Source organism: Streptomyces sp. WM6372 (assembly GCF_001279655.1).
GTDB lineage: Bacteria > Actinomycetota > Actinomycetes > Streptomycetales > Streptomycetaceae > Streptomyces.
In genome coordinates this window covers 65,340-85,930 of the sequence record NZ_LGDB01000047.1, presented here as the reverse complement: position 1 = coordinate 85,930, position 20,591 = coordinate 65,340, and the positions used below count along the sequence as shown (strand labels likewise).

Below are 20,591 nucleotides of genomic sequence, written 5' to 3'. Positions count from 1 at the left end.
CTCCCTCAGGGGGTGTCCAGGGGGTGCCGGACCCAGACGTTCGGCTCCACGTACGCCGCGTAGCCCTGTTCGGCCTCGCAGCGGACCGGGGCCAGCGCTCCCGGCACCCGCACCGGGCCCGTCGTGTCGAACGGCAGCCCGGTCCACTCCCGCCACTGCGCGAGCGAGCCGGCGATCGTCATCGACAGCGGGGCCACCGAGTCGATCACCGCCCCCGCACGGACGTGGACCCGCAGCCACGGGTCGTACGGGAGACCGTCCTCGCGCGTGCGGTACGCATACTCCTCGATCGGGGTGTCCGGCTCGGCCGGCTTCCCGCTGGGCCGGACGGGGGCCACCACCTCGGCGAAGCCGCGGGCGCGGGCGTTCTCCCGCATCGCGGCCAGCATCCGCCCGGACAGGCCCTCGCCGAGCCGGTCGGTGGCTATGGTGATCTCGATGGCGCTCACCGTGTCGGGGGCGATCCCGCGCCGCAGGTCGGAGAAGGCCCACAGGAGGACCTGGTCCCAGCCCCGCGCGGGCAGCACCCCGTCCCGGCCGGGCGCGTGCTGGGCGAAGGGCACGCTGAACCCGCGGGCGACCACCGCGTCGCCGTCGGTGGCGACCAGCACGTAGTCGGCCAGCTCCTCGGTCATCCGCGGGTAGAGGAGCCCCGCGAGCGAGTCGTGCTGGGCGAATTCCGGCCAGGTGTCCTTCATGTCCCAGAGCCGCTCGGCCAGTTCGGGGCGCTGCGCAAGGGTGGTGATCTTGATGCCGTCCATGGCCGCAGGGTAGGGCGGTGGAGCGGCGCGGCTCCACCGCTTTACGGGGTGCGAAGCGAGCTCAGCCGTCGGACGCCCTCGTTCAGCTCCGCCGCGCCCGAGACCCCGGCGAAGCTGAGCCGTACGTACGGACCCGGCGGTTCCGCGCAGAAGTACGGGCGGCCCGCGGCGACCGCGACCCCGGCGCGCAGGGCCGCCGCCGCGAAGGCCGCGTCGTCGTCGCCCTCGGCCATCCGGGCCCACAACTGGTATCCGCCCGAGGGCAGGTGGGGCAGGGTCAGCCCGGGCAGTTCACGGCGCAGCGCGCCCGCGAGCAGGTCCCGCCGGTGGCGCAGTTCGGCGGCGACGGCCCGCAGGTGGCGGGGCCAGGCGGGGGCGCCGACCAGCTCCAGGGCGGCCTCCTGGAGCGGCCGGGACACGAAGAAGGAGTCCACGATCTGGATGGCCCGCAGCCGGTCCAGCACCGGCCCCCGGGCGGCGAGCGCGCCCACCCGCAGGCTGGGCGAGGTGGCCTTGGTCAGGGACCGGACGTGCACGACCACCCCGTCGTGGTCCTCGGCGGCCAGCGTCGGGGGCAGCGGACCGGAGTCGTCGTGGCCCAGCGCCCGGGCGTAGTCGTCCTCCACCACGAAGGCCCCGGCGGCCCGCGCGATCCGCAGCACCTCGGCCCGCCGCCCGGGAGCCAGCACCGCACCGGTCGGGTTCTGGAACAGCGGCTGGCATACGAACACCCGCGCGCCGGTGGCTTCGAAGGCGGCGGCCAGCAGCTCCGGCCGGACCCCCTCGGCATCCACCGGGACGGGCACCGGCCGGCAGCCGGAGGCGCGGGCGATGGCCAGCAGCCCGGGGTAGGTCGGGGACTCCACGAGGACCGGCGCCCCGGGCGGGGCCAGCGCCCGCAGGGCGGTCGTGAGCGCGCTCTGCCCGCCCGCGGTGACCAGCACGTCGGCGGCCCCGACGGCGCCGGCCGCCCCGCCGATCTCCCGGGCGAACCAGTCCCGCAGCTCGGGCAGCCCCTCCATGGGCGGCCGTTCCCAGGCCCCGGGGCGCCGCCCGGCCCGGGCCAGCGCGGCGGCCATGGCCCGCTCGGGCTGGATGGAGGGGTGCAGGTAGCCGCTGTTGAGCCCGATCACCCCGGACGGCGGCGCGGCCAGACAGGCCAGCACGCCGGAGGCGTCCACCGAACGCGGGACCACCTCGCCCGCGCCCTCCGCGCTCAGGGCGACCTCCTGCCAGGAGGTGTCCCCGGGCGCGGGCTCCGCCGTGCGCGGCAGGGCGCGGAACACCCCGGCGCCGGGGCGGGTGACGACCAGCCCCTCGGCGGCCAGCTGCGCGAGGGCGCGGGAGACGGTGACGGGGCTGACCCGGAAGCGCTCCACCAGAGCCCGGCTCGACGGGAGCTTTCCACCCACCGAGTAGCGGTCGAGTTCCGACCGGAGGGATTCTGCCAGCTCCGCCACGCTGCTACGCTCGTACATGACAGCAAAGAATAGCGCTACTCTCCACACCGCGATAGCGGTCGAGCGCCCCGCACGCCGCTCCGGCCCCCGTGACCCCCGCCGCGGCGGTCACGGCGGTCTCGGCCGCCGGGTCACCGGCGGCACCGCCCTCGCCGCGCTCGGCGTCATCGCCTTCTCGCTGACCTTCCCCGCCACAGCCTGGGGTCTGGAGAGCTTCGGCCCCTGGTCCTTCGTCGCCGTACGCAGCCTGCTCGCCGCGCTCATCGCGGGGGGCTTCCTGCTGGCCGGGCGGGTGCCGCCGCCGGCCCGCGCGCACTGGGCGGGCCTCGCCGTCGTCGCCGCCGGGGTCGTCGTCGGCTTCCCGCTGCTCACCACCCTGGCGCTGACCACCTCCACCACCTCGCACGCCGCCGTCGTGGTCGGCCTGCTCCCGCTCACCACGGCCGCCGTCTCCGCGCTGCGCACCGGCGCCCGCCCCTCGCGCCGGTTCTGGGGCGCGGCCGTCGCCGGAGCCGCCGTCGTGCTCGGCTTCACCCTGGCGCAGAGCGGCGGCGCCCTCTCGGCGGGCGACGGCTACCTCTTCGGGGCCCTGCTGGTCTGCGCGGCCGGGTACACCGAGGGCGGGCGCCTGGCCCGGGTCCTGCCCGGCTGGCAGGTCATCGGCTGGGCGCTGGTGCTGTGCCTGCCGCTCAGCCTGGCCGGCTCCGCGCTGGGGCTCGCGTACGAGCCGGTGCACCTGACGGGCCACGGGCTGGCCGGCCTGGTCTGGGCGGCGGCCGGCTCCACCTTCCTCGGCCTGTACGTCTGGTACCGCGGGATGGCGGAGATCGGCGCACCGCGGGCCAGCCAGCTCCAGCTCGCCCAGCCGCTGCTGACCCTGGTGTGGTCGGTGGCACTGCTCGGCGAGCACCTCTCCCCCGCCGCCCCGGCCGCCGCCTGCGCGGTCCTGGTCTGCATCGCCGTGACCCAGCGGGCCTAATCACCACAAATCGCCGTAAACTGCTGTCACCGGATTCAGACCGCCTCCGAGGAGGTCAGAAATGCGCGCGACCGAGGGCGACCAGCTGGTGCAGCACGGCAGGATCGTGGGCCAGCACGACAAGGTCGGTGAAATCACTCAGGTACTCGGCGAGAACGGCACCCCTCCCTACCGGGTCCGCTTCTCCGACGGTCACGAGGCAGTCATGTCTCCGGGCCCCGACTGCGTCGTGAAGCACCCGGCGGAGCCCCCGCACTGACTGCACCCACCCGACGCGGCCGACACGGCCAACGCGTCACCTCGGCGGCACGGCCGTCGGATAATGGTCGGCAACGACCCTGGCCATCGCACCATTGGGGTCCGCGACCACCTGCTTCGCCGAGAAGTAGACGTGGCCGCGGACCTCCGGGTAACCACGGGCGAACGTCAGGTGCTTGGACAGCTCCTTCGGATCGCGCCACGCCGCGGTGGCGCTGTTGGCGTCGCAGCGGTACAGGGCCTCGCCCACGTAGAGCGCCACACCGGTGCCGGCGACGGTCTTCGCCCACCAGGGGACGATCTTGGCGTAGTCGGCGGTCGGGTGGCCGATCTGCCAGTAGACCTGCGGCACGATGTAGTCGATCCAGCCCTCCCGGACCCACTTGCGGGTGTCCGCGTACAGGTCGTCGTACGTTTCGACGCCGGCCTGCGTCGGCGAACCCAGCGGGTCCCGGTCGCCGTTGCGCCAGACCGCGAAGGGGCTGATGCCGAAGCGGGCCGCCGGGCGGACCGCCCGCACCCGCTCGGACATCTCGCGGACCAGCGCGTCGGTGTTGCCGCGCCGCCAGTCCGCGCGGGAGGCGAAGCCGCCACCGTGGCGCGCGTACGCGTCGTCGTCGTCGAACTCCTCCCCCTCGACGGGGTACGGGTAGAAGTAGTCGTCCCAGTGCACCCCGTCCACCTCGTACCGGGAGACGGCGTCGAGCATGGCCTCCTGCACGAAGGCGCGCACCTCGGGCAGCCCCGGGTTGTAGTACAGCTTGTTGTTGTACGGGACCGTCCAGTCGGGGTTGCGCCGGGCCGGATGGTCCTCGGCCAGACGGTCGGGGTCGGTGTGGTTGGCCACCCGGTACGGGTTGAACCAGGCGTGCAGTTCCAGCCCCCGGGCATGGGCTTCGGCGACCGCCGTGCCGAGCGGGTCCCAGCCGGGGTCCTCGCCCTGCACCCCGGTCAGCCACTGCGACCAGGGCTCCCGGGCCCCGGGCCACATGGCGTCGGCGGCGGGCCGGACCTGGAGGACCACGGCGTTGAGGCGGCGGGCGACGGCGGTGTCGAAGAGGCGGACCAGCTCGTCCCGCTGGTCCGCGGCGTCCAGCCCGCTCTCGGAGGGCCAGTCGACGTTCTCCACAGAGGCGATCCACATCGCGCGGAACTCGGCGGCGGCCTTCCCGCGCGGACCGCGCCCCCGCGCCGCCCGCGCGGGGGCCGTCCCGCCCGCCGCGGCCAGCAGTCCGGCGGCCCCCGCCAGCAGCCCCCGACGCCCGATGTACGCCATGTGACGACTCCGTTCCTTTGCGTGACAGTGCCCTGCATCTGACAGCATGCCCGCCCCGGCCCCCCGCCAGGGTCAAGGTCGGGGGTAACGTCGTGGGGCGTGGCGGGCGCCGGAGCGCAGTGACACTGGGCAGCACGGGGGACCCGCCGACGGATGAGCTGCGAAAGGCACGAAGTGACTGACCTCCCTTCCGACATCACCCGAGTCGGCGTAGTGGGCTGTGGCCAGATGGGCGCGGGCATCGCCGAGGTGTGCGCCCGCAGCGGCCTTGAGGTGAAGGTCGCCGAGACCACCGGCGAGGCCCTGGAGATCGGGCGCACCCGGCTGCACAACTCCCTGACCAAGGCCGCCGAACGCGGCAAGATCAGCGAGGAGGAGCGGGACGCCACCCTGGCCCGCCTCAGCTTCACCACCGATCTCGGCGAGTTCGCCGACCGCGACCTCGTCATCGAGGCCGTCGTCGAGAACGAGCAGGTCAAGACGGAGATCTTCCAGGTCCTCGACCAGGTGATCACCCGCCCGGACGCGATCCTCGCCTCCAACACCTCCTCGATCCCCCTGGTCAAGCTGGCCGTCACCACCTCGCGGCCCGACCAGGTCATCGGCATCCACTTCTTCAACCCGGCCCCGGTGCAGCAGCTCGTCGAGCTGATCCCGGCGCTGACCACGAGCGAGGAGACCATCAAGCGGGCCGAGGCCCTGGTGGGGAAGGTCCTGGGCAAGCACGCGATCCGCGCCCAGGACCGGTCGGGCTTCGTCGTCAACGCGCTCCTGGTCCCCTACCTGCTGTCGGCCATCCGGATGTTCGAGTCCGGCATCGCGAGCCGCGAGGACATCGACAACGGCATGGAGCTGGGCTGCGCCCACCCGATGGGTCCGCTCAAGCTCTCGGACCTGATCGGCCTGGACACGATCGCCTCGATCGCCGACTCGATGTACGCGGAGTACAAGGAGCCGCTGTACGCCGCTCCCCCGCTGCTCCAGCGGATGGTCGACGCGGGCCGCCTCGGACGCAAGACCGGCTCTGGCTTCTACCCGTACGGCTGATCCCGCAGGGCCGGGACCCGCGGCCGGCGGGGTCAGCCGAGCCGCAGATGGTGCAGGAGCAGCAGCCCGGCCGCCATGTTGGCGGCCGGGATCTCGCCGCGCGCGATCATGTCCGGCACCAGTTTGAGCGGCACCCACTCGCGGCGCGAGGACTCGAAGTCGTCCTCGGGGTGTCCGATGTACGTCGCCCCGTCCGCCCAGTAGAGGTGGTGGCGGGCGTCGGTCAGCCCGTTGGCCGGCTCGACGGTCATCAGGTGATGGAGGGGGCCGGGCCGCCAGCCCGACTCCTCCTCCATCTCCCGGGCCGCGGCCGCCGCGATGTCCTCCCCGTCCTCGACCACGCCCGCGGGCAGTTCCCAGCCCCAGCTGTCGGTGATGAACCGGTGCCGCCACAGCAGCAGCACCTCGTTGGCCTCGTTGACGGCCGTGGCGACGGCGACGGGCCGCAGCCGGATCACGAAGTGGTCCAGGTGCCGGCCGTCGGGAAGTTCCACATCGGCGAGATTCACGTCGAACCAGCGGTTCCTGTACACGGTCTGCTCACTCAGGTTCGTCCACTGCACGGTTGTGCCACCTTCCGTTCGAGTAGGTGGCAACATGGCAGCAGTTCGCGCGCTCAGAGGGGAACGCGCAGCGCCCCGTCGATCAACTGCGCGGTCTCTTCCGCGCCGGAACATCCGCTGGTCAGCAGCTGTTCGCGGACCGCCCGCAGCCGGTCCCGCAGTCGCAGCGACTCCATGCCCTTGGCCCGCTCGGCCATCTCGGCCGCGGACGCCACCGCCCGGTCCGCCTCGCCCTGGCGCAGCTGGATCTCGCACAGCATCGCCAGCCGGTGGACCCGCCCGCGGTCGTGCGCCGGCGTGCCGACCGCCGCCGTCGCCTGTTCGTGGGCGGCGTGCAGGTCACCGAGGCTGAGCAACGCCTCGGCGACCTGTACGTTGACCAGCCCGGGCTGCACGTACCCCGTCTCGTCCGGCTCCGTGCCGGGCCGGATCCGCTCGGCGGCCGTCTCGGCATTCCGGATGCAGGCCAGCGCCGCGTCGGTGTCCCCGAGTTGGGCGTACGCCTTGGCCTGCATGGCGTACAGGTCGGCGGCCAGGGCCGGGGTGGTGTGCCGGCCCGCGGCGCGCAGCGCGGCCTCGGCGAAGGCGACGGCCTGGCGGTGCTCCCGCAGGTGCAGCGACTGGTTGACGATCAGCGCGATGACGTAGGCGCCGAGCCCCCGGTCCCCGCTGGCCTTGGCGAGCCGCAGCGCCTGGTGGAAGTAGCGCTGGGCGAGCCCGTGGGCGTCCGAGTCGTACGCGCAGATCCCGGCCACCGCCACGAGGGAGCCGGTGGCCCGGTGCAGCTGGCGGCCGAGCCCGTCGGGATAGCTGCCGCGCAGCATCGGCGCGGTCTCGCTGCCGAGGAAGCGGACGATCCGGGCCCGGGTGGCCACCCCGCCGGCCCGGCGGTACATCAGCTCGTAGTGCGCGCGGGCGGCCCGCAGGATCTCGATGTGCTCCGGGCCGATCCGGTTGGGCCCGTCGCGGGAGACGTCGGCGTCCTCGGGCGGGTTCTCCCACTCCCAGACCGGGATCACGGCGGGCGTCCCGGTGACGGCCTCGGCGGTGAGCAGCTGGACGCGGCCCTGCTCGTCGGAGCGCCACAGGGCGGCGGCCCGGTCGACGAAGCCGCTGAGCGGGGAGCCGTGCGGGGAGAGGGGCTGGCCCGGCACGCCGAGCCCGACGTCGTCCAGCGACACCGGGCGGCGGAGCCGGCCGCCGAGCACCTCGCAGATCAGGTCGGGCACCTGCCCGCGCGGCCGCTGTCCCTTCAACCACCGGGTGACGGCGGTGTGTTCGTAGCGCAGGGCGAGTCCGCGGGTGCGGCCCGCCTGGTTGACGTGCGCCGCGAGTCCGGCGTGGGACATGCCCGCCTCGGCGAGGAGGGCGTCGAGAAGGGCGTTGGGCTGCATGGGCCCCTCCAAGGGCTCTTCGGTCTCAGGCTAGTGGGTGCGCGGTTCACACGGGGTGTACTTCCTTTTGATTCACACGGGGTGTGAACCAAGAACGCGCATAAATGCGATACGCACCCTGCCGCAACGAGCCCCGGGAGCGGTTCACTTAAGAGCCTCGCCAAAGAGGCAGCTCGGGTCGTCGGCTCCCCCTCGTACAGTGCGACGACCCGCACCGCGCCGCCCGCCTTGCCGTCTGCCCGACACTCCATGGCAGGCGGGCGGCGCGCTCCGGCTCCGCCGGCGCCCGGTTGGTCGCCGGGCCCCGGCAGGGGTCGTGGAACGCGCGCCGGGCCCTCCCACCGGGCCCGGTGTGCGGTCCCCTCCGTCAGCAGCCGCGGTCGCCGCGGTCGCTGCGCAGCACCAGCAGGGCTACGTCGTCGGTGAGTTGCCCGCCGGTGTGGCGCAGCAGTGCGGCGTGCACGCCCGCGACCAGCCGCGCGGGCGTGTCCGCGGGCTGTTCCGCGAGCACGCTGCGCAGGGGGAAGAACCGCCCCGCGCCGTCGCGGGCGTCCTCGGCGCCGTCGGTGTGCAGGAACAGGACCTCGCCGGGCCACAACTGCCCGCAGTCCTGCGGCGGGAGGTCCGGCCGTACGGGCACCACCCCGAGCGGTGGCAAGGTGTCACCCCCGTCGAAGGTCCGTACGTCCAAGCCCCGCCGCGCGGGGTATTTCCCCACGGCCCCGCACCGGCGCGGGGTCCGCAGCCGCGCCCCGGCAGACGGAGGAAGGGCGGGCCGGGCCGGGGCCCCGCAGGGCTCCAGCGGCTGCGGCTCGCGCAGGAGGTACGGCCAGGGGTGGCCGCAGTTCAGGGCCAGCACGGAGCCGTCCGGCGCGATCTGGAGCAGCAGCACCGTGACGAACTCCTCCGCCGCGTCCTGGGCCAGGACGTGCCGGGCCAGGGCCCGTTCCATCCGCACCAGCACGCCGCCCAGCGCGGGTTCGTCGTACGCCGCCTCCCGGAAGGCGCCGAGCACCGCCGCCGCCGCGCCCAGCGCCGGCAGTCCGTGCCCCCGTACGTCCCCGATCACCACCCGCACCCCGTACGCCGTCGGCACGGCCTCGTACAGGTCGCCGCCCACCGCGGCTCCCCGGCTCGCCGACAGCTGCGCGGCCGCCAGCGTCAGGCCCTCGATCCGGCCCGGCAGCGGCCGCAGGAGGGCCCGCTGCGCCGCGTCCGCGATCTCCTGCGAGCGCCGCAGCTCCGCCATCAGCCCGTACCGGATGTGCAGCGCACATCCGGTGGCCAGTAACAGGAACGCCGCGCAGCTGGCCAGGCTGGCGCCGAGCGGCCCCGGGGTGGTCAGCTCCCAGGACACCGCGGCACCGCCCCACGCGAGGACGCAGACCCGACGCACCTGCGGCATCTCCCGACACGTGATCATCGTTACGGCCTCCCCTCGGCCGCAACGATTCTGTCGACCCGCCGCATCCATGGACACGGGTCACCGGCGTTCTCACCCGAATGAGTGAGGGGCATATCCGCAGGTCCGGATATGCCCCTCAGTGCCTCGATCCGCCGTGGCGGCAGGGCGGTTACCCCGTCACGCGCCGCGCAGCACCGCGCCCGTGCGCTCGCCGGCCAGCGCCACCGCCGCGTCGCGCGCGGCCGTGGACTCCTCCGCGGTCAGCGTGCGGTCGGCCGCGCGGAAGCGCAGCGCGTACGCCAGGGACTTCTTGCCCGCGCCGACCTGCTCACCGGTGAACACGTCGAACAGCCGCAGGGACTCCAGCAGTTCGCCGGCGCCCTTGCGCAGCGCGGCCTCGACGTCGGCCGCCGGGACCGAGGCGTCGACGATCAGCGCGACGTCCTGGGTCGCCACCGGGAAGGTGGAGATCCGGGGCGCCTCCATGGCCTCGCCGCCGGCCGCCGCGAGGCGGTCCAGGTCGAGCTCCATGGCGCTGGTACGGGCCGGCAGGCCCATCGCCTTGACGACGCGCGGGTGCAGCTCACCGGCGTGGCCGATGACCGTCTCCACCCCGTTCAGGGTGACGAGCAGCTCGGCGCACCGGCCCGGGTGCCACGGCCCGTACTGGCCCTGGCGCACGACGAGCTCCGCGCCGGCCTCGGCGGCCAGCGAGCGCGCGGCCTGCACCGCGTCCGCCCAGTCGGCCGGGCGGCCCTTGCCCCACCAGCCGGCCTGCTCGCGCGCACCGGCCAGCACGACCGCGGCGTACCGCGGCTGCGCCGGCAGGGCGGCGTTCAGCGTGGCGATCTCCTCGGCCGTGGGACGCCGGTCGACGGGCAGTCGTACGGCGACGCCCGGCTGCGGGCCGGCCCGGAAGACCGAGCCCGTCTCGAAGAGGGCGAGGTCGTGGCTGCCCCGGCTGTCGTTGCGGCGCAGCGCGCCCAGCAGGCCCGGCAGCAGCGTGGTGCGCAGCGCCGGCTCCTCGTCGGAGAGCGGGTTCACCAGCTTGACGACCTGGCGGGCCGCGTCGTGCGCGGGCAGCTGGAGCTGGTCGAAGACGCCCTCGCCGACGAACGGGTAGCTGAGCGCCTCGACGTAGCCCGCGCCGGCCAGCGCGCGGCCGACCCGGCGGTGCAGCTGCTGCCGGGCGGTCAGACCGCGGCCGGAGGGCAGCTTCGGCAGGGTCGACGGGAGGTTCCCGTAGCCCTCCAGCCGGATGACCTCTTCGGCAAGGTCGTTGGGCTCGGCGAGGTCGGGCCGCCACGACGGGACGGTGACGACGAGCTCGTCCTGGCCGTAGACGTCGCAGCCGACTTCCTGGAGGCGGCGGACGACGGTCTCGCGGCCGTAGTCCATGCCCGCGACCCGGTCCGGGTGGTCCGCGCGCATCGCGATGGTGCGCGGGGCGCCCGGGGCGGTGAGCTCGGTGACACCGGCCTCGGCGGTGCCGCCCGCGAGCAGCACGAGCAGGTCGACGGTCCGCTGCGCGGCCGCGGAGGCCGCCTGCGGGTCGACGCCGCGCTCGAAGCGCTTGGAGGCCTCGGAGGCGAGCTTGTGGCGGCGGGCGCTGCGCGAGATCGTCAGGGCGTCGAAGTGCGCGGCCTCGATGACGACGTCCGTGGTGCCCGAGACGATTCCGGTCTCGGGGTCGGTCACGGAGTCGGCGATCTCGGTGTTGGCACCGCCCATGACGCCGGCGAGGCCGATCGGCCCGCTGTTGTCGGTGATCACCAGGTCCTCGGCGTCGAGCGTGCGCTTGACCCCGTCGAGGGTGGTGAACTTCTCGCCCTGCTCGGCGCGGCGCACGCCGATGGCGCCGTCCAGGCGGGAGCGGTCGTACGCGTGCAGCGGCTGGCCGAGTTCGAGCATCACGTAGTTGGTGACGTCGACGGCGAGCGAGATCGGGCGCATGCCGGCCTTCTGCAGGCGCCGCGTGAGCCAGATCGGGGACTTCGCCTCGGGGTCGAGGCCGGACACCGTACGGGCGGTGAAGCGGTCGCAGCCGGCCGGGTCGTCGATCTTGACCAGGTAGCCGTACGAGTTCGGCGCGGGCACGTCGAGCAGCGCCGGGTCGCGCAGCGGCAGGCCGTACGCGGTGGCGGTCTCACGGGCCACACCGCGCATGGACAGGCAGTAGCCGCGGTCCGGGGTGACGGCGATGTCGAGGACCTCGTCGACGAGCTGGAGCAGCTCGATCGCGTCGGTGCCGACCTCGTGCTCCGGGGGGAGCACGATGATGCCGTGGGTGCCGTCGTCGCCCATGCCCAGCTCGTCGCCGGAGCAGATCATGCCGTGCGAGGTGCGGCCGTACGTCTTGCGCGAGGCGATCGCGAAGTCGCCGGGCAGCACCGCGCCGGGCAGGACCACGACGACCTTGTCGCCGACGGAGAAGTTCCGGGCGCCGCAGACGATCTCCTGCGGCTCGCCGGTGCCGTTGGCCTGGCCGACGTCGACCGTGCAGAAACGGATCGGCTTGCGGAAGCCCTCGAGCTCCTCGATGGTCAGCACCTGGCCGACGACCAGCGGGCCCTTGAGGCCGGCGCCGAGCTGCTCGACCCTCTCGACCTCGAGGCCTGCGTCTACGAGCTTGGCCTGTACGTCACGACCGGTCTCGCCCGCAGGCAGGTCGACGTACTCCCGCAGCCAAGAAAGCGGGACCCGCATCAGATCTCCATCCCGAACGGCCGGGTGAACCGGACGTCACCCTCGACCATGTCTCGCATGTCTTCGACGTTGTGGCGGAACATCAGCATCCGCTCGATGCCGAACCCGAAGGCGAACCCGCTGTACTTCTCGGGGTCCACACCGCAGGCGATGAGCACCTTGGGGTTGACCATTCCGCAGCCGCCGAGCTCGATCCAGCCCTCGCTGGAGCAGGTGCGGCACGGGCGGTCGGGGTTGCCCACCGACTCGCCGCGGCACACGTAGCACTGCATGTCCATCTCGGCGGACGGCTCGGTGAACGGGAAGAAGTTCGGGCGCAGCCGCGTGGTCATGTCCTTGCCGAAGAGCGCCTGGACCATGTGGTCCAGGGTGCCCTTGAGGTCGGCCATGGTCAGGCCCTCGTCCACGGCGAGCAGCTCGACCTGGTGGAAGACCGGGGTGTGCGTCGCGTCGAGCTCGTCGGTGCGGAACACCCGGCCCGGGCACACCACGTACACGGGCGGCTCCCGGTCGAGCAGCGAGCGCGCCTGCACCGGGGAGGTGTGGGTGCGCAGCACGACGCCGGACTCGTCGCCCTCGGTGCCCTCGGGGCCCTGGACGAAGAAGGTGTCCTGCATCTGGCGCGCCGGGTGGTCGGGCGTGAAGTTGAGGGCGTCGAAGTTGAACCACTCCGCCTCGACCTCGGGGCCCTCGGCCACCTCGTAGCCCATGGCCGTGAAGATGTCCGCGATGCGGTCCATCAGCGTGGTCAGGGGGTGCCGGGCACCGGCGGGGACGCGGTCGTAGGGCAGCGTGACGTCCACCGCCTCCTCGACCAGCACCCGCTCGTCGCGCTCGGCTTCGAGCTCGACCGTGCGGGCCCCGAAGGCCTTGTTCACGGCGCCGCGGGCCTGGCCCACGAGCTTGCCCGCCGCGGCCTTGGCCTGGGGGGGCAGTGCGCCGATCTCGCGGTTGGCGAGCGCCAGGGGCGAGCGGTCGCCCATGTGCGCGGTCTTCGCCTCACGCAGCGCGTCGAGGTCGCCGGCGGTCGCGAAGGCGGCGAGCGCCTCGTCCCGCATGCGCTCGATCTCTTCCGGTTTCAGTGCCTCGACCTCGACAGGGTCGTACGACTTGTTCGGTGCCGACATCTCTTCCCGTACTTCCGATGGCTGGCTGGTGGAGCCCCGCGCGATCCGCTCGACAGTCTCGATCGACCGACTCGGACAAGAACCCAAAGGTGCCAAAGGACGAGTCTAAAGGTCGCTGGGGGTGAAGGAGCCCGTGGGCCGCCTGGTGAGACCCTCCGCAGGGCTACTGCGTGAGGTAGGCCGGCGCGCCCACGGGCAGGATAAATCGGAACTCGGCGCCGCCGCCGGGGCCGCGGCCGACCGTGATGGTGCCGCCGTGGGCCTCGACGATGCCCTTGACGATGTACAGGCCCAGGCCGGTGCCGCCGCGCTTGCTGCCCCGCCAGAAGCGGGTGAAGACGCGGCCCATCGACTCCTCGGGGATCCCGGGGCCCTCATCGGTCACGGTGACGGCGGTGCCCTTCTCGGTCTTGCCCGCTGCGTTCGTCAGGCTGGTCGGCGATACGTCGATGGTGACCGTTCCCTCGCCGTGCCGCACCGCATTTTCGAGGAGGTTGCCGAGGATCTGGTCGATCTTGTCCGGATCAGCCCACAGATCGGGGAGCGAGCAGCTGACCCGTACGAGGAACCGGTCGGGCGCCTGGCCGTTCGCGGTGAGCGCCTGGACGTGGCGGCCCACGGCGGTGGCGATGTCGACCGGCTGGCGGCGCACCTCCAGGCGGCCGGAGTCGATGCGGGAGATGTCGAGGAGCTCGGCGATGAGGCGGGTGACGCGGTTCGCGTCGGCGTCGACGGTCTCCAGCATCAGCCGCTTCTGGTCGTCGGTGAACCGCTCCCACTTGGCGAGCAGGGTCGCGGTGAACCCCTTGACGGAGGTCAGCGGCGAGCGCAGCTCGTGCGCGACGGTGGCGATGAGCTCGGCGTGGCTGCGCTCGGTGCGGCGGCGGGCCTCGGTGCCGCGCAGGGTGACGACGAGGCGGCGCAGCGGGCCGGTGGGGTGGGTGCGCACGTACCGGGCGGAGACGAGCACCTCGCGGCCGCCGGGCAGCAGGAGGTTGCGTTCGGGCTGGCCGCGCCGGGTCGCGAGGCCCCCGTACGGATCGGTCAGCGTCCACCAGCGGCGGCCGTCCAGGTCCTCCAGCGGCAGCGCCCGGTCGATGCGCACGCCGAGCGCCTCGCCGGGGGCCAGTGCGGTGATCCGGGCGGCGGCGGAGTTGAAGCAGATCACCCGGCCGGTGTCGTCGGCGACGACGAGCCCGTCGGGGAGGTCGTCGGGGTCGATCCCGAGCGCCGCGAACTCCGGGACTTCCGCCGGGTCGCACGTCTCACGGGGTTCGCGCGGCTCGGGTGCCGCCGGAGCGGCGCGGCCCGCGCCCTGGGGGGGCACGGCCGCCAGGGACGGCGTCCCGGAGGCCGTCACGGCCCCTGGCGAGCTGTTCGTACCGACGGTCATGTCCCCGTACCCCACATCTCCGAGTAGCGCAGTGGGCCCCCCGGGCCGCCACATTACTAGCTGGGGGTCACGGAGCGGCACCCTCCGGGCGCCCGCTGTGCACGCGCGGACGCGTAGAGGCACACCGCGGCGGCCGTGGCGAGGTTCAGGCTCTCGGCCTTGCCGTGGATCGGAACGCGTACGACGGCGTCGGCGAGCGCCCGGGTCTCCTCGGGCAGGCCCCACGCCTCGTTGCCGAAGACCCAGGCCGAGGGGGTGCCCATGGTGCCCGCATCGAGCTCGGCGTCCAGGTCGTCCTCGCCGGCCCCGTCGGCGGCCAGGATCCGCACGCCGGCCGCCCGGAGCCCCTCGACGGCCTGCTCCACGGGGACGCCGACCGCCACCGGCAGGTGGAAGAGGGATCCCACGGAGGCCCGTACGGACTTCGGGTTGTACAGGTCCACCGAGGCGTCGGTCAGTACGACCGCGTCCGCGCCGGCGGCGTCGGCGCAGCGCAGCACCGTGCCGGCGTTCCCGGGATCGCGGACGTGGGCGAGGACGGCGACCAGCTTGGGCTCGGCCTTGAGGATGTCCTCGAAGGGCGAGTCCAGGAAGTGGCAGACGCCGACGATCCCCTGCGGGGTGACGGTCTGCGAGACCTCGGCGAGCACCTCGTCGGAGGCGTAGTGGACGCGCGCGCCGGCGGCCAGCGCGGCCTCGATGATCCCGGTGTAGCGCTCGGCGGCCTCGACGGTCGCGAACAGCTCGATCAGGGTCGTCGCGCCGCCCGCGCCGCGGTGCTCGACGGCCTCGCGGACGGCCTGCGGACCCTCGGCGATGAACCGGCGCTCCTTGGTGCGGAAGTTGCGCCGCGCCAGTCGCCTGGCGGCGGCCACCCGCGGGGATCGGGGGGAGATCAGCTCGGCGGGGGTGCCCATGGCGGTCGGCTCGCTTCCGTACGTACAACAGGTGGAACTCAGTCGAACTCGGTGATCAACGCACCGGACCCGCAGGCGCGAGGCCTGCGGGTCCGGGCAAGTTACTGCAGCCTTCGAGGGCTTGCCGCTCAGGCGGCGACCTTCGGGGCGTTCACGTCGGCCGGAAGCGCCTTCTGCGCAACCTCGACGAGCGCGGCGAAAGCGTTGGCGTCGTTGACGGCCAGCTCCGCGAGGATCTTGCGGTCCACCTCGATGTTGGCGGCCTTCAGACCCTGGATGAGGCGGTTGTACGTCATGCCGTTCTGGCGGGCAGCGGCGTTGATGCGCTGGATCCACAGCTGACGGAAGTCGCCCTTGCGCTTCTTGCGGTCGTTGAAGTTGTAGACCAGCGAGTGGGTGACCTGCTCCTTGGCCTTGCGGTACAGGCGCGAACGCTGACCGCGGTAGCCGGAGGCCGCCTCGAGGATCGCCCGGCGCTTCTTGTGGGCGTTTACTGCCCGCTTGACGCGTGCCACTTTTTAACTCCTTGTAGCGGGGCCGTGGGTGTCTTCACACGGCCCGAATTCGATGGGGTCCCGGTCTCGACGCCGTCCGCTCCCGGCAGGGGGAGCGGAGGGGCGTCACTTGCCGAGAAGCTTCTTGATCTTCGCGGCGTCGCCGGGGGCCATCTCCGCGGTGCCGGTGAGGCGGCGGGTGACACGGGACGACTTGTGCTCGAGCAGGTGGCGCTTACCGGCACGCTCACGGAGCACCTTGCCGGAGCCGGTGATCTTGAAGCGCTTCTTGGTACCGCTGTGCGTCTTGTTCTTCGGCATAGCGCCGTTATCTCCTCGTCGGTGGCGCTCCCGCCGGTCCGGCTGGGGACCGGCGCCCGGGAGCGTCATGTTGTGTCGGTGATCCGAGACGGGCTGCCTCGGGATCAGGCCTCGGCCGGTGCCTCGGGAGAGGCGGCCTCGGTGACGTCGGCCTCGGCCTCGGCCTCGGCAGAGACGACCTCGGTGCCCTCCTCGACGGGGGCTTCCTCGGAAGGAGCCTCGTCGGCGGCGACACCCTGGCGCTCGGCCTTGCGGGCGGCCTGCGCCTCGCGGGCTTCGGCCATCGCCTCGGTCTTCTTCTTGTGCGGACCGAGGACCATGATCATGTTTCGGCCGTCCTGCTTCGGGTTCGACTCGATGAACCCGAGGTCCTCGACGTCCGAAGCGAGACGCTGCAGCAGTCGGTAGCCGAGTTCCGGCCGGGACTGCTCGCGACCACGGAACATGATCGTGATCTTGACCTTGTCGCCCTGCTTGAGGAACCGAACGACGTGACCCTTCTTGGTGTCATAGTCGTGCGGGTCGATCTTCGGCCGGAGCTTCATTTCCTTGATGACCGTGTGCGCCTGGTTCTTGCGCGCCTCACGGGCCTTCATGGCCGACTCGTACTTGAACTTGCCGTAGTCCATGAGCTTGCAGACCGGCGGGCGTGCGGACGCCGCGACCTCGACCAGGTCGAGGTCGTACTCCTGCGCCAGCTCAAGGGCCTTGGCAAGCGGCACGATGCCGACCTGCTCACCGCTGGGACCGACGAGTCGTACCTCGGGAACGCGAATCCGGTCGTTGATGCGGGGCTCGGTGCTGATGGATCCTCCTCGGTAGCACCACACGGCTGCCTGGCAGGCAGCCGCTGACGTCTGATGTCGTCAGACCAACCGCGGCGGAACATGAAAAATGCCCCGCCGAGGCACAGGCAGGGGCTCCAATACAACCGGAGCACCGCCGCGTGCGATCGCGGGGCGCAGACTCGGGCAGCTTTCCATCGTCCGTACGGAACGATGGATGCCGCCTGACCGGTGACCCGCCGCCCCGGAGGGTGGTCGGGTGGGAGAGCGGAGCCTCCACTTGTGGGCCGGGGACATGCGTCTCCGGCCGGTCGTCAGCCCAATATAGCATTCCGCGCCGGGTCCGCTCACCCGGCGGCCGCCGGCCGGTACGGGAGCAGGGGCCGGTCAGCGGCGCGGGCGGCCCGGCTTATCGTGTGAGGCATGACTGACGCGACCCCCACCCCCGCCACCGAGGCCGGCAGCACGCCGGACGCTCCCGACTACGACGCCATGACCCGCGACATCGCGGACGTGCCCGCCGTCGAGGTGATCACCACGGTGGCCGTGCACCTGCTGAGCGCCGCGGCGGTCAACCTGGGCCTGGACAAGCCGGACTCCGAGCACAAGGACCTCGACGAGGCCCGCAAGCTGATCACGGCCCTGGCCGGTCTGGTCACCGCGAGCGCCACGGAGATCAGCTCCTTCCACGCGGCCCCGCTGCGCGACGGCCTGAAGTCGCTGCAGCTCGCCTTCCGCGAGGCCTCGATCGTGCCCGACGAGCCGGGCCAGGGTCCGGGCGAGAAGTTCACGGGCCCGGTCTTCGGCTGAGCCGCCCATACGCGTACGCCGAAGGGCCGGGGCGCTGCCCCGGCCCTTCGGCGTTTTCGATGGTCTCGGCGCTCAGCGGGTGAAGAGCGGCTCGCCGGGCGGGGCCGGGGCCTCCTCCGGGAGCAGGGCCAGGTCCAGCCCGTGCACGAGGCGGGCCCGCAGGGTCTCGTCGGCGGCCAGGGCCTCGGCGACGCGGCGGGCCGCGGTGTGGGCCTGCGCCCCGGCGGCCAGCACGATCGCGAGCGTGCCGTCGGCGTCCGCCCCGCCCGGTCCGAGGTGGGCGCGGAGCACGGCCGGCTCCGCGGACACGGCGGCCCGTACGGCCTCCCGCACCGCGGGGTCGGCCAGGGGGCCGGCGTCGGTGCGGCCCTCGGCCAGCGCGAGCAGCGCGGGGCCGGTGAGCTGGTAGGTGACGGGGCCGGCCAGGTCCAGGACCACGGTGTCGGCCTTCTCGTGCGCGGCGGCGGCCAGGGCCTGGTGCAGCGGTACGGCGACCGGACGGGCGGCCGGGTCCCAGCGGGCCAGCGAGGCGATCGAGGTGAACGCGGGCAGGGCCCGCCGGTCCCCCGCCCGCAGGGTCGGGACGGCCATGTCGCTGGTCTTCTCGCGCTTCAGGCCGGTCTCCGGGTCGGTCTCGACCTCGCCGAGCACGGCGACGACCGGGACCAGCAGCCGGGCGCCCTTGAGGGCGGCCAGCACCTCGGGCTCCTTCGCCCGGTCCGCGGACCAGGCGGCCAGGGCCGCGCTCAGCCGGGGGTCGGCGGAGCCGTCGTCGTCGGAGAAGCCGGGGTCGGGAATGTTTTTGTTCGCCACAGTTACCCGACCCTATCCCGGTCCGGGTCCCGGTCCCGGTCCCGCCGGGCACCTCGCGGGCGCCGCGCCAGTACGGCGGCCAGGACGAGCAGGACCAGCCCGGCGGCCGCGGCCGCCGGGGCCCCGAGGCGGGCGCCGCCCCCGGCGGCCCGGACCGGCTCGGGGCCGGGGCCGAAGTACGGCTGCCCGGCCGCGACGGGTGCGGGGACCGGCGGCTCGGCGCGCAGCGCGTCGGCGGCCTGGAGGGCGGCGACGGGGTCCACGAGCCCGTGGCCGCGGGAGTCGTCGCGGCCGCCGGGCGGGGCGTCCGAGGCGGTGTCCTCCAGCAGCCGCTTGATCTGTGCCGGGGAGAGGTCCGGGTGGGCGGCCTTGACGAGGGCCACGGCGCCGGAGACGAAGGCCGAGGCGGCGCTGGTGCCCCAGCCCTCGTAGTAGGAGCGGTCGGGGTCGGCGATGACCACGTCGACGCCGGGGGCGCTGACGGTGGCGTACCAGTTGCTGGTGGAGAAGTCGGCCTTGCGGCCGCCGCGGTCGACGGCGGTGACGGCGATGACCCCGGGGTAGGCGGCCGGGTAGGAGGCGTGGTCGCCCTGGCGGCCGCCGTTGCCCGCGGAGGCGACGACGACCACGCCCTTGGCGAGGGCGTACTGGACGGCCTCGTCCTCGGCGGCCTCGTGGTGGGCGGAGTCGCTGTCGTCGCCGAGGGAGAGGTTGATCACGTTCGCGCCGTGGTCGGCGGCCCAGCGGATGCCCTCGGCGAGCGCGCCGCCCTTGCTCTCGCGGGCCTTGGCCCGGCCGGGGTCGCCCTCTTCGAGGATCACGCGGACGGGGAGGATCTTGGCCTGGGGGGCGATGCCGAGTACGCCTTGGCGGCGGTTGCCGCCGTGGCCGTGCCCGGCGATGATCCCGGCCATGGCGGTGCCGTGCCGGGCCCAGGCGCGGTCGCCGCGCCCGGCGCCCAGCCCGATCAGATCGGTGCCGTCGAGGACCTGCCCGGCCAGGTCGGGGTGGGTGGCATCGACGCCGGTGTCGAGGACCGCGACGGTGACCCCGGCGCCGCGCGTGGTCCCCCAGGCCTCCTCGGCCCGCAGCGCGGTCAGCCCCCACTGCCGGTCGCGGATGTTGTCGGCGGCGGCCGGCGCCGCACCGGCACCGACGAGGAGCGCTCCGAGCACCACGAGGACGGCGCCGGCCCTGCCGCGGCTCACCGGGAGGCGCCCGAGGAGGTCGCGGGCTCGGCCAGGGTGCGTACGGTGCGCTCCATCCGGTCGGCGACGGCCTTGGCCTCGTGGCCGAGCCCGGCTTGGGCGACGGCTCCGGTGGCGTCCTTGCGCATCATGTCCTCGGCGGGGCGGGGGGCGCCCGGCGTGCGGCCGTCGGCGAAGGCGGAGACGGTGTAGACGACGACGGGGGCCTGCGGAACCACGGACGCGGTCCAGGCGGCGCGCTGGCTGTCGGCGAAGCCGTAGCCGGGCGGGGCCGGGAGGCGTCCCCGCAGCGTCTGCATCCCTGCCGCGTCGGCCGGGGTGAAGACCATGCCGACGGTGACCAGGGAGCTGCGGGTGGAGTCGGTGTACGTGGCGCGCAGGACCCGGGTGCAGCCGGTGGCGGCGAGGGCCGCCCGCCAGTCGGTGGCGAGCGCGGGTGCGCAGTCGGAGTCGGGCGCGAGCGCGACCCGGGTCCAGGTCCGGTCGGCCCCGCCGGGCCCGGAGTCGCCGCCGTCGAGGACGGGCGGGAACAGGCTGTCCACGGGGGTCTCACGCCAGATCGATCCGGCTTTGCGGTAGGCGGCGTCGGCGGCCAAGGGCCGGTGGGCGTCGCGCTGTTCGGCCCATCCGCTGACCCCGGCTCCGCCGAGGAGAGCGACCCCCAGCACGGCGCACACCACGACGGCGACGCCGCGCCCGGCCCCGCGCCGCCCCGATCCGGATGCGGCCACGGGCTCGGCCAGGACCGCGGTCCGCGGTGTAGACGCACTCATCCGGCGGCTCCGCCCCCCGTTCCGTCCGGCTGCCACCCCGTACTCTACGCGCCCGTACCGCCCCGATCGCGGGCGCGGACCCGGCGGGGTCGCCCGGGCGG

20 protein-coding genes are annotated in these 20,591 nt (G+C 73.7%); 4 read left to right on the top strand and 16 right to left on the bottom strand.

Annotation, left to right across the window (positions count from 1 at the left end):
• Positions 1–5 precede the first annotated feature (5 nt).
• Positions 6–761, bottom strand: coding sequence for a hypothetical protein (locus tag ADK52_RS06325; RefSeq protein WP_053688781.1), 756 nt, complete (start codon positions 759–761; stop codon positions 6–8).
• 41 nt (positions 762–802) lie between these two features.
• Complete coding sequence (locus ADK52_RS06320) at positions 803–2,239, bottom strand: PLP-dependent aminotransferase family protein (protein WP_053688780.1); 1,437 nt, start codon at positions 2,237–2,239, stop codon at positions 803–805.
• Here ADK52_RS06320 and ADK52_RS06315 point away from each other — a divergent pair.
• A complete protein-coding gene (locus ADK52_RS06315; RefSeq protein ID WP_053688779.1) occupies positions 2,238–3,200 on the top strand; it encodes a DMT family transporter in 963 nt (320 codons plus the stop codon). The genes ADK52_RS06320 and ADK52_RS06315 overlap by 2 nt on opposite strands.
• A 61-nt stretch (positions 3,201–3,261) precedes the next feature.
• A complete protein-coding gene (locus tag ADK52_RS06310) occupies positions 3,262–3,459 on the top strand; it encodes a DUF1918 domain-containing protein (protein ID WP_053688778.1) in 198 nt (65 codons plus the stop codon).
• Positions 3,460–3,495: 36 nt separating this feature from the next.
• Here ADK52_RS06310 and ADK52_RS06305 read toward each other — a convergent pair whose 3' ends face one another.
• Positions 3,496–4,734: a glycoside hydrolase family 10 protein gene (locus ADK52_RS06305; protein ID WP_053688777.1), complete on the bottom strand. Its 1,239-nt coding sequence runs from the start codon at positions 4,732–4,734 to the stop codon at positions 3,496–3,498.
• 153 nt (positions 4,735–4,887) lie between these two features.
• Between ADK52_RS06305 and ADK52_RS06300 the strand changes: the two genes are divergently transcribed.
• Complete coding sequence (locus ADK52_RS06300) at positions 4,888–5,781, top strand: 3-hydroxybutyryl-CoA dehydrogenase (protein ID WP_063783781.1); 894 nt, start codon at positions 4,888–4,890, stop codon at positions 5,779–5,781.
• Between the two features lie 32 nt (positions 5,782–5,813).
• On the opposite strand, the gene ADK52_RS06295 is transcribed toward ADK52_RS06300, so the two are convergent.
• The 10 genes from ADK52_RS06295 to infC all read right to left on the bottom strand — a co-directional run bounded on the left by ADK52_RS06295 (position 5,814) and on the right by infC (position 16,931).
• Positions 5,814–6,344 carry an NUDIX hydrolase gene (locus tag ADK52_RS06295; RefSeq protein ID WP_030860165.1) on the bottom strand — a complete coding sequence of 177 codons (531 nt, stop codon included), beginning with the start codon at positions 6,342–6,344 and terminating at the stop codon, positions 5,814–5,816.
• Between the two features lie 53 nt (positions 6,345–6,397).
• Positions 6,398–7,738, bottom strand: coding sequence for a hypothetical protein (locus ADK52_RS06290; RefSeq protein WP_053688775.1), 1,341 nt, complete (start codon positions 7,736–7,738; stop codon positions 6,398–6,400).
• A gap of 367 nt (positions 7,739–8,105) precedes the next feature.
• Positions 8,106–9,143, bottom strand: coding sequence for a PP2C family protein-serine/threonine phosphatase (locus ADK52_RS06285; protein WP_053688774.1), 1,038 nt, complete (start codon positions 9,141–9,143; stop codon positions 8,106–8,108).
• Between the two features lie 177 nt (positions 9,144–9,320).
• Positions 9,321–11,849: a phenylalanine--tRNA ligase subunit beta gene (gene pheT, locus ADK52_RS06280; RefSeq protein ID WP_053688773.1), complete on the bottom strand. Its 2,529-nt coding sequence runs from the start codon at positions 11,847–11,849 to the stop codon at positions 9,321–9,323.
• Positions 11,849–12,976, bottom strand: a complete 1,128-nt coding sequence (gene pheS, locus ADK52_RS06275) for a phenylalanine--tRNA ligase subunit alpha (protein ID WP_053688772.1) — start codon at positions 12,974–12,976, stop codon at positions 11,849–11,851. The genes pheT and pheS overlap by 1 nt, the downstream gene beginning before the upstream one ends.
• A gap of 163 nt (positions 12,977–13,139) precedes the next feature.
• The gene (locus ADK52_RS06270; RefSeq protein WP_078988014.1) at positions 13,140–14,369 is read right to left on the bottom strand and encodes a sensor histidine kinase; all 1,230 of its coding nucleotides are present in this window, start codon (positions 14,367–14,369) and stop codon (positions 13,140–13,142) included.
• Positions 14,370–14,425: 56 nt separating this feature from the next.
• A complete protein-coding gene (locus ADK52_RS06265) occupies positions 14,426–15,286 on the bottom strand; it encodes a TrmH family RNA methyltransferase (RefSeq protein ID WP_053688770.1) in 861 nt (286 codons plus the stop codon).
• Positions 15,287–15,414: 128 nt separating this feature from the next.
• Positions 15,415–15,801, bottom strand: coding sequence for a 50S ribosomal protein L20 (gene rplT / locus ADK52_RS06260; protein ID WP_030157251.1), 387 nt, complete (start codon positions 15,799–15,801; stop codon positions 15,415–15,417).
• A 105-nt stretch (positions 15,802–15,906) separates the two neighbouring features.
• Positions 15,907–16,101, bottom strand: a complete 195-nt coding sequence (rpmI, locus tag ADK52_RS06255; protein WP_030157249.1) for a 50S ribosomal protein L35 — start codon at positions 16,099–16,101, stop codon at positions 15,907–15,909.
• A 104-nt stretch (positions 16,102–16,205) separates the two neighbouring features.
• Positions 16,206–16,931 carry a translation initiation factor IF-3 gene (gene infC / locus ADK52_RS06250; RefSeq protein WP_053688769.1) on the bottom strand — a complete coding sequence of 242 codons (726 nt, stop codon included), beginning with the start codon at positions 16,929–16,931 and terminating at the stop codon, positions 16,206–16,208.
• A gap of 378 nt (positions 16,932–17,309) precedes the next feature.
• Here infC and ADK52_RS06245 point away from each other — a divergent pair, with 378 nt between their 5' ends.
• Positions 17,310–17,696, top strand: a complete 387-nt coding sequence (locus tag ADK52_RS06245; protein ID WP_053688768.1) for a DUF1844 domain-containing protein — start codon at positions 17,310–17,312, stop codon at positions 17,694–17,696.
• Positions 17,697–17,768: 72 nt separating this feature from the next.
• Here the strand turns inward: ADK52_RS06245 and ADK52_RS06240 are convergent, their stop codons facing one another.
• The 3 genes from ADK52_RS06240 to ADK52_RS06230 are packed head-to-tail and all read right to left on the bottom strand — an operon-like array spanning position 17,769 to position 20,490.
• Positions 17,769–18,509, bottom strand: coding sequence for an SseB family protein (locus ADK52_RS06240; RefSeq protein WP_053688767.1), 741 nt, complete (start codon positions 18,507–18,509; stop codon positions 17,769–17,771).
• A 2-nt stretch (positions 18,510–18,511) separates the two neighbouring features.
• Positions 18,512–19,717 (bottom strand): type VII secretion-associated serine protease mycosin, encoded by a 1,206-nt coding sequence (gene mycP, locus ADK52_RS06235; protein WP_053688766.1) that lies wholly within the window; start codon positions 19,715–19,717, stop codon positions 18,512–18,514.
• The gene (locus ADK52_RS06230; protein WP_063783780.1) at positions 19,714–20,490 is read right to left on the bottom strand and encodes a hypothetical protein; all 777 of its coding nucleotides are present in this window, start codon (positions 20,488–20,490) and stop codon (positions 19,714–19,716) included. The genes mycP and ADK52_RS06230 overlap by 4 nt, the downstream gene beginning before the upstream one ends.
• Positions 20,491–20,591: the final 101 nt, after the last annotated feature.

Coding starts and splice junctions, on each gene's coding strand:
- ADK52_RS06325 (WP_053688781.1), bottom strand. CDS start 761: ATGGACGGCATCAAGATCACCACCCTTGCGCAGCGCCCCGAACTGGCC.
- ADK52_RS06315 (WP_053688779.1), top strand. CDS start 2,238: ATGACAGCAAAGAATAGCGCTACTCTCCACACCGCGATAGCGGTCGAG.
- ADK52_RS06320 (WP_053688780.1), bottom strand. CDS start 2,239: ATGTACGAGCGTAGCAGCGTGGCGGAGCTGGCAGAATCCCTCCGGTCG.
- ADK52_RS06310 (WP_053688778.1), top strand. CDS start 3,262: ATGCGCGCGACCGAGGGCGACCAGCTGGTGCAGCACGGCAGGATCGTG.
- ADK52_RS06305 (WP_053688777.1), bottom strand. CDS start 4,734: ATGGCGTACATCGGGCGTCGGGGGCTGCTGGCGGGGGCCGCCGGACTG.
- ADK52_RS06300 (WP_063783781.1), top strand. CDS start 4,888: ATGAGCTGCGAAAGGCACGAAGTGACTGACCTCCCTTCCGACATCACC.
- ADK52_RS06290 (WP_053688775.1), bottom strand. CDS start 7,738: ATGCAGCCCAACGCCCTTCTCGACGCCCTCCTCGCCGAGGCGGGCATG.
- ADK52_RS06285 (WP_053688774.1), bottom strand. CDS start 9,143: ATGCCGCAGGTGCGTCGGGTCTGCGTCCTCGCGTGGGGCGGTGCCGCG.
- pheT (WP_053688773.1), bottom strand. CDS start 11,849: ATGCGGGTCCCGCTTTCTTGGCTGCGGGAGTACGTCGACCTGCCTGCG.
- pheS (WP_053688772.1), bottom strand. CDS start 12,976: ATGTCGGCACCGAACAAGTCGTACGACCCTGTCGAGGTCGAGGCACTG.
- ADK52_RS06270 (WP_078988014.1), bottom strand. CDS start 14,369: ATGACCGTCGGTACGAACAGCTCGCCAGGGGCCGTGACGGCCTCCGGG.
- ADK52_RS06265 (WP_053688770.1), bottom strand. CDS start 15,286: ATGGGCACCCCCGCCGAGCTGATCTCCCCCCGATCCCCGCGGGTGGCC.
- rpmI (WP_030157249.1), bottom strand. CDS start 16,101: ATGCCGAAGAACAAGACGCACAGCGGTACCAAGAAGCGCTTCAAGATC.
- ADK52_RS06245 (WP_053688768.1), top strand. CDS start 17,310: ATGACTGACGCGACCCCCACCCCCGCCACCGAGGCCGGCAGCACGCCG.
- ADK52_RS06230 (WP_063783780.1), bottom strand. CDS start 20,490: ATGAGTGCGTCTACACCGCGGACCGCGGTCCTGGCCGAGCCCGTGGCC.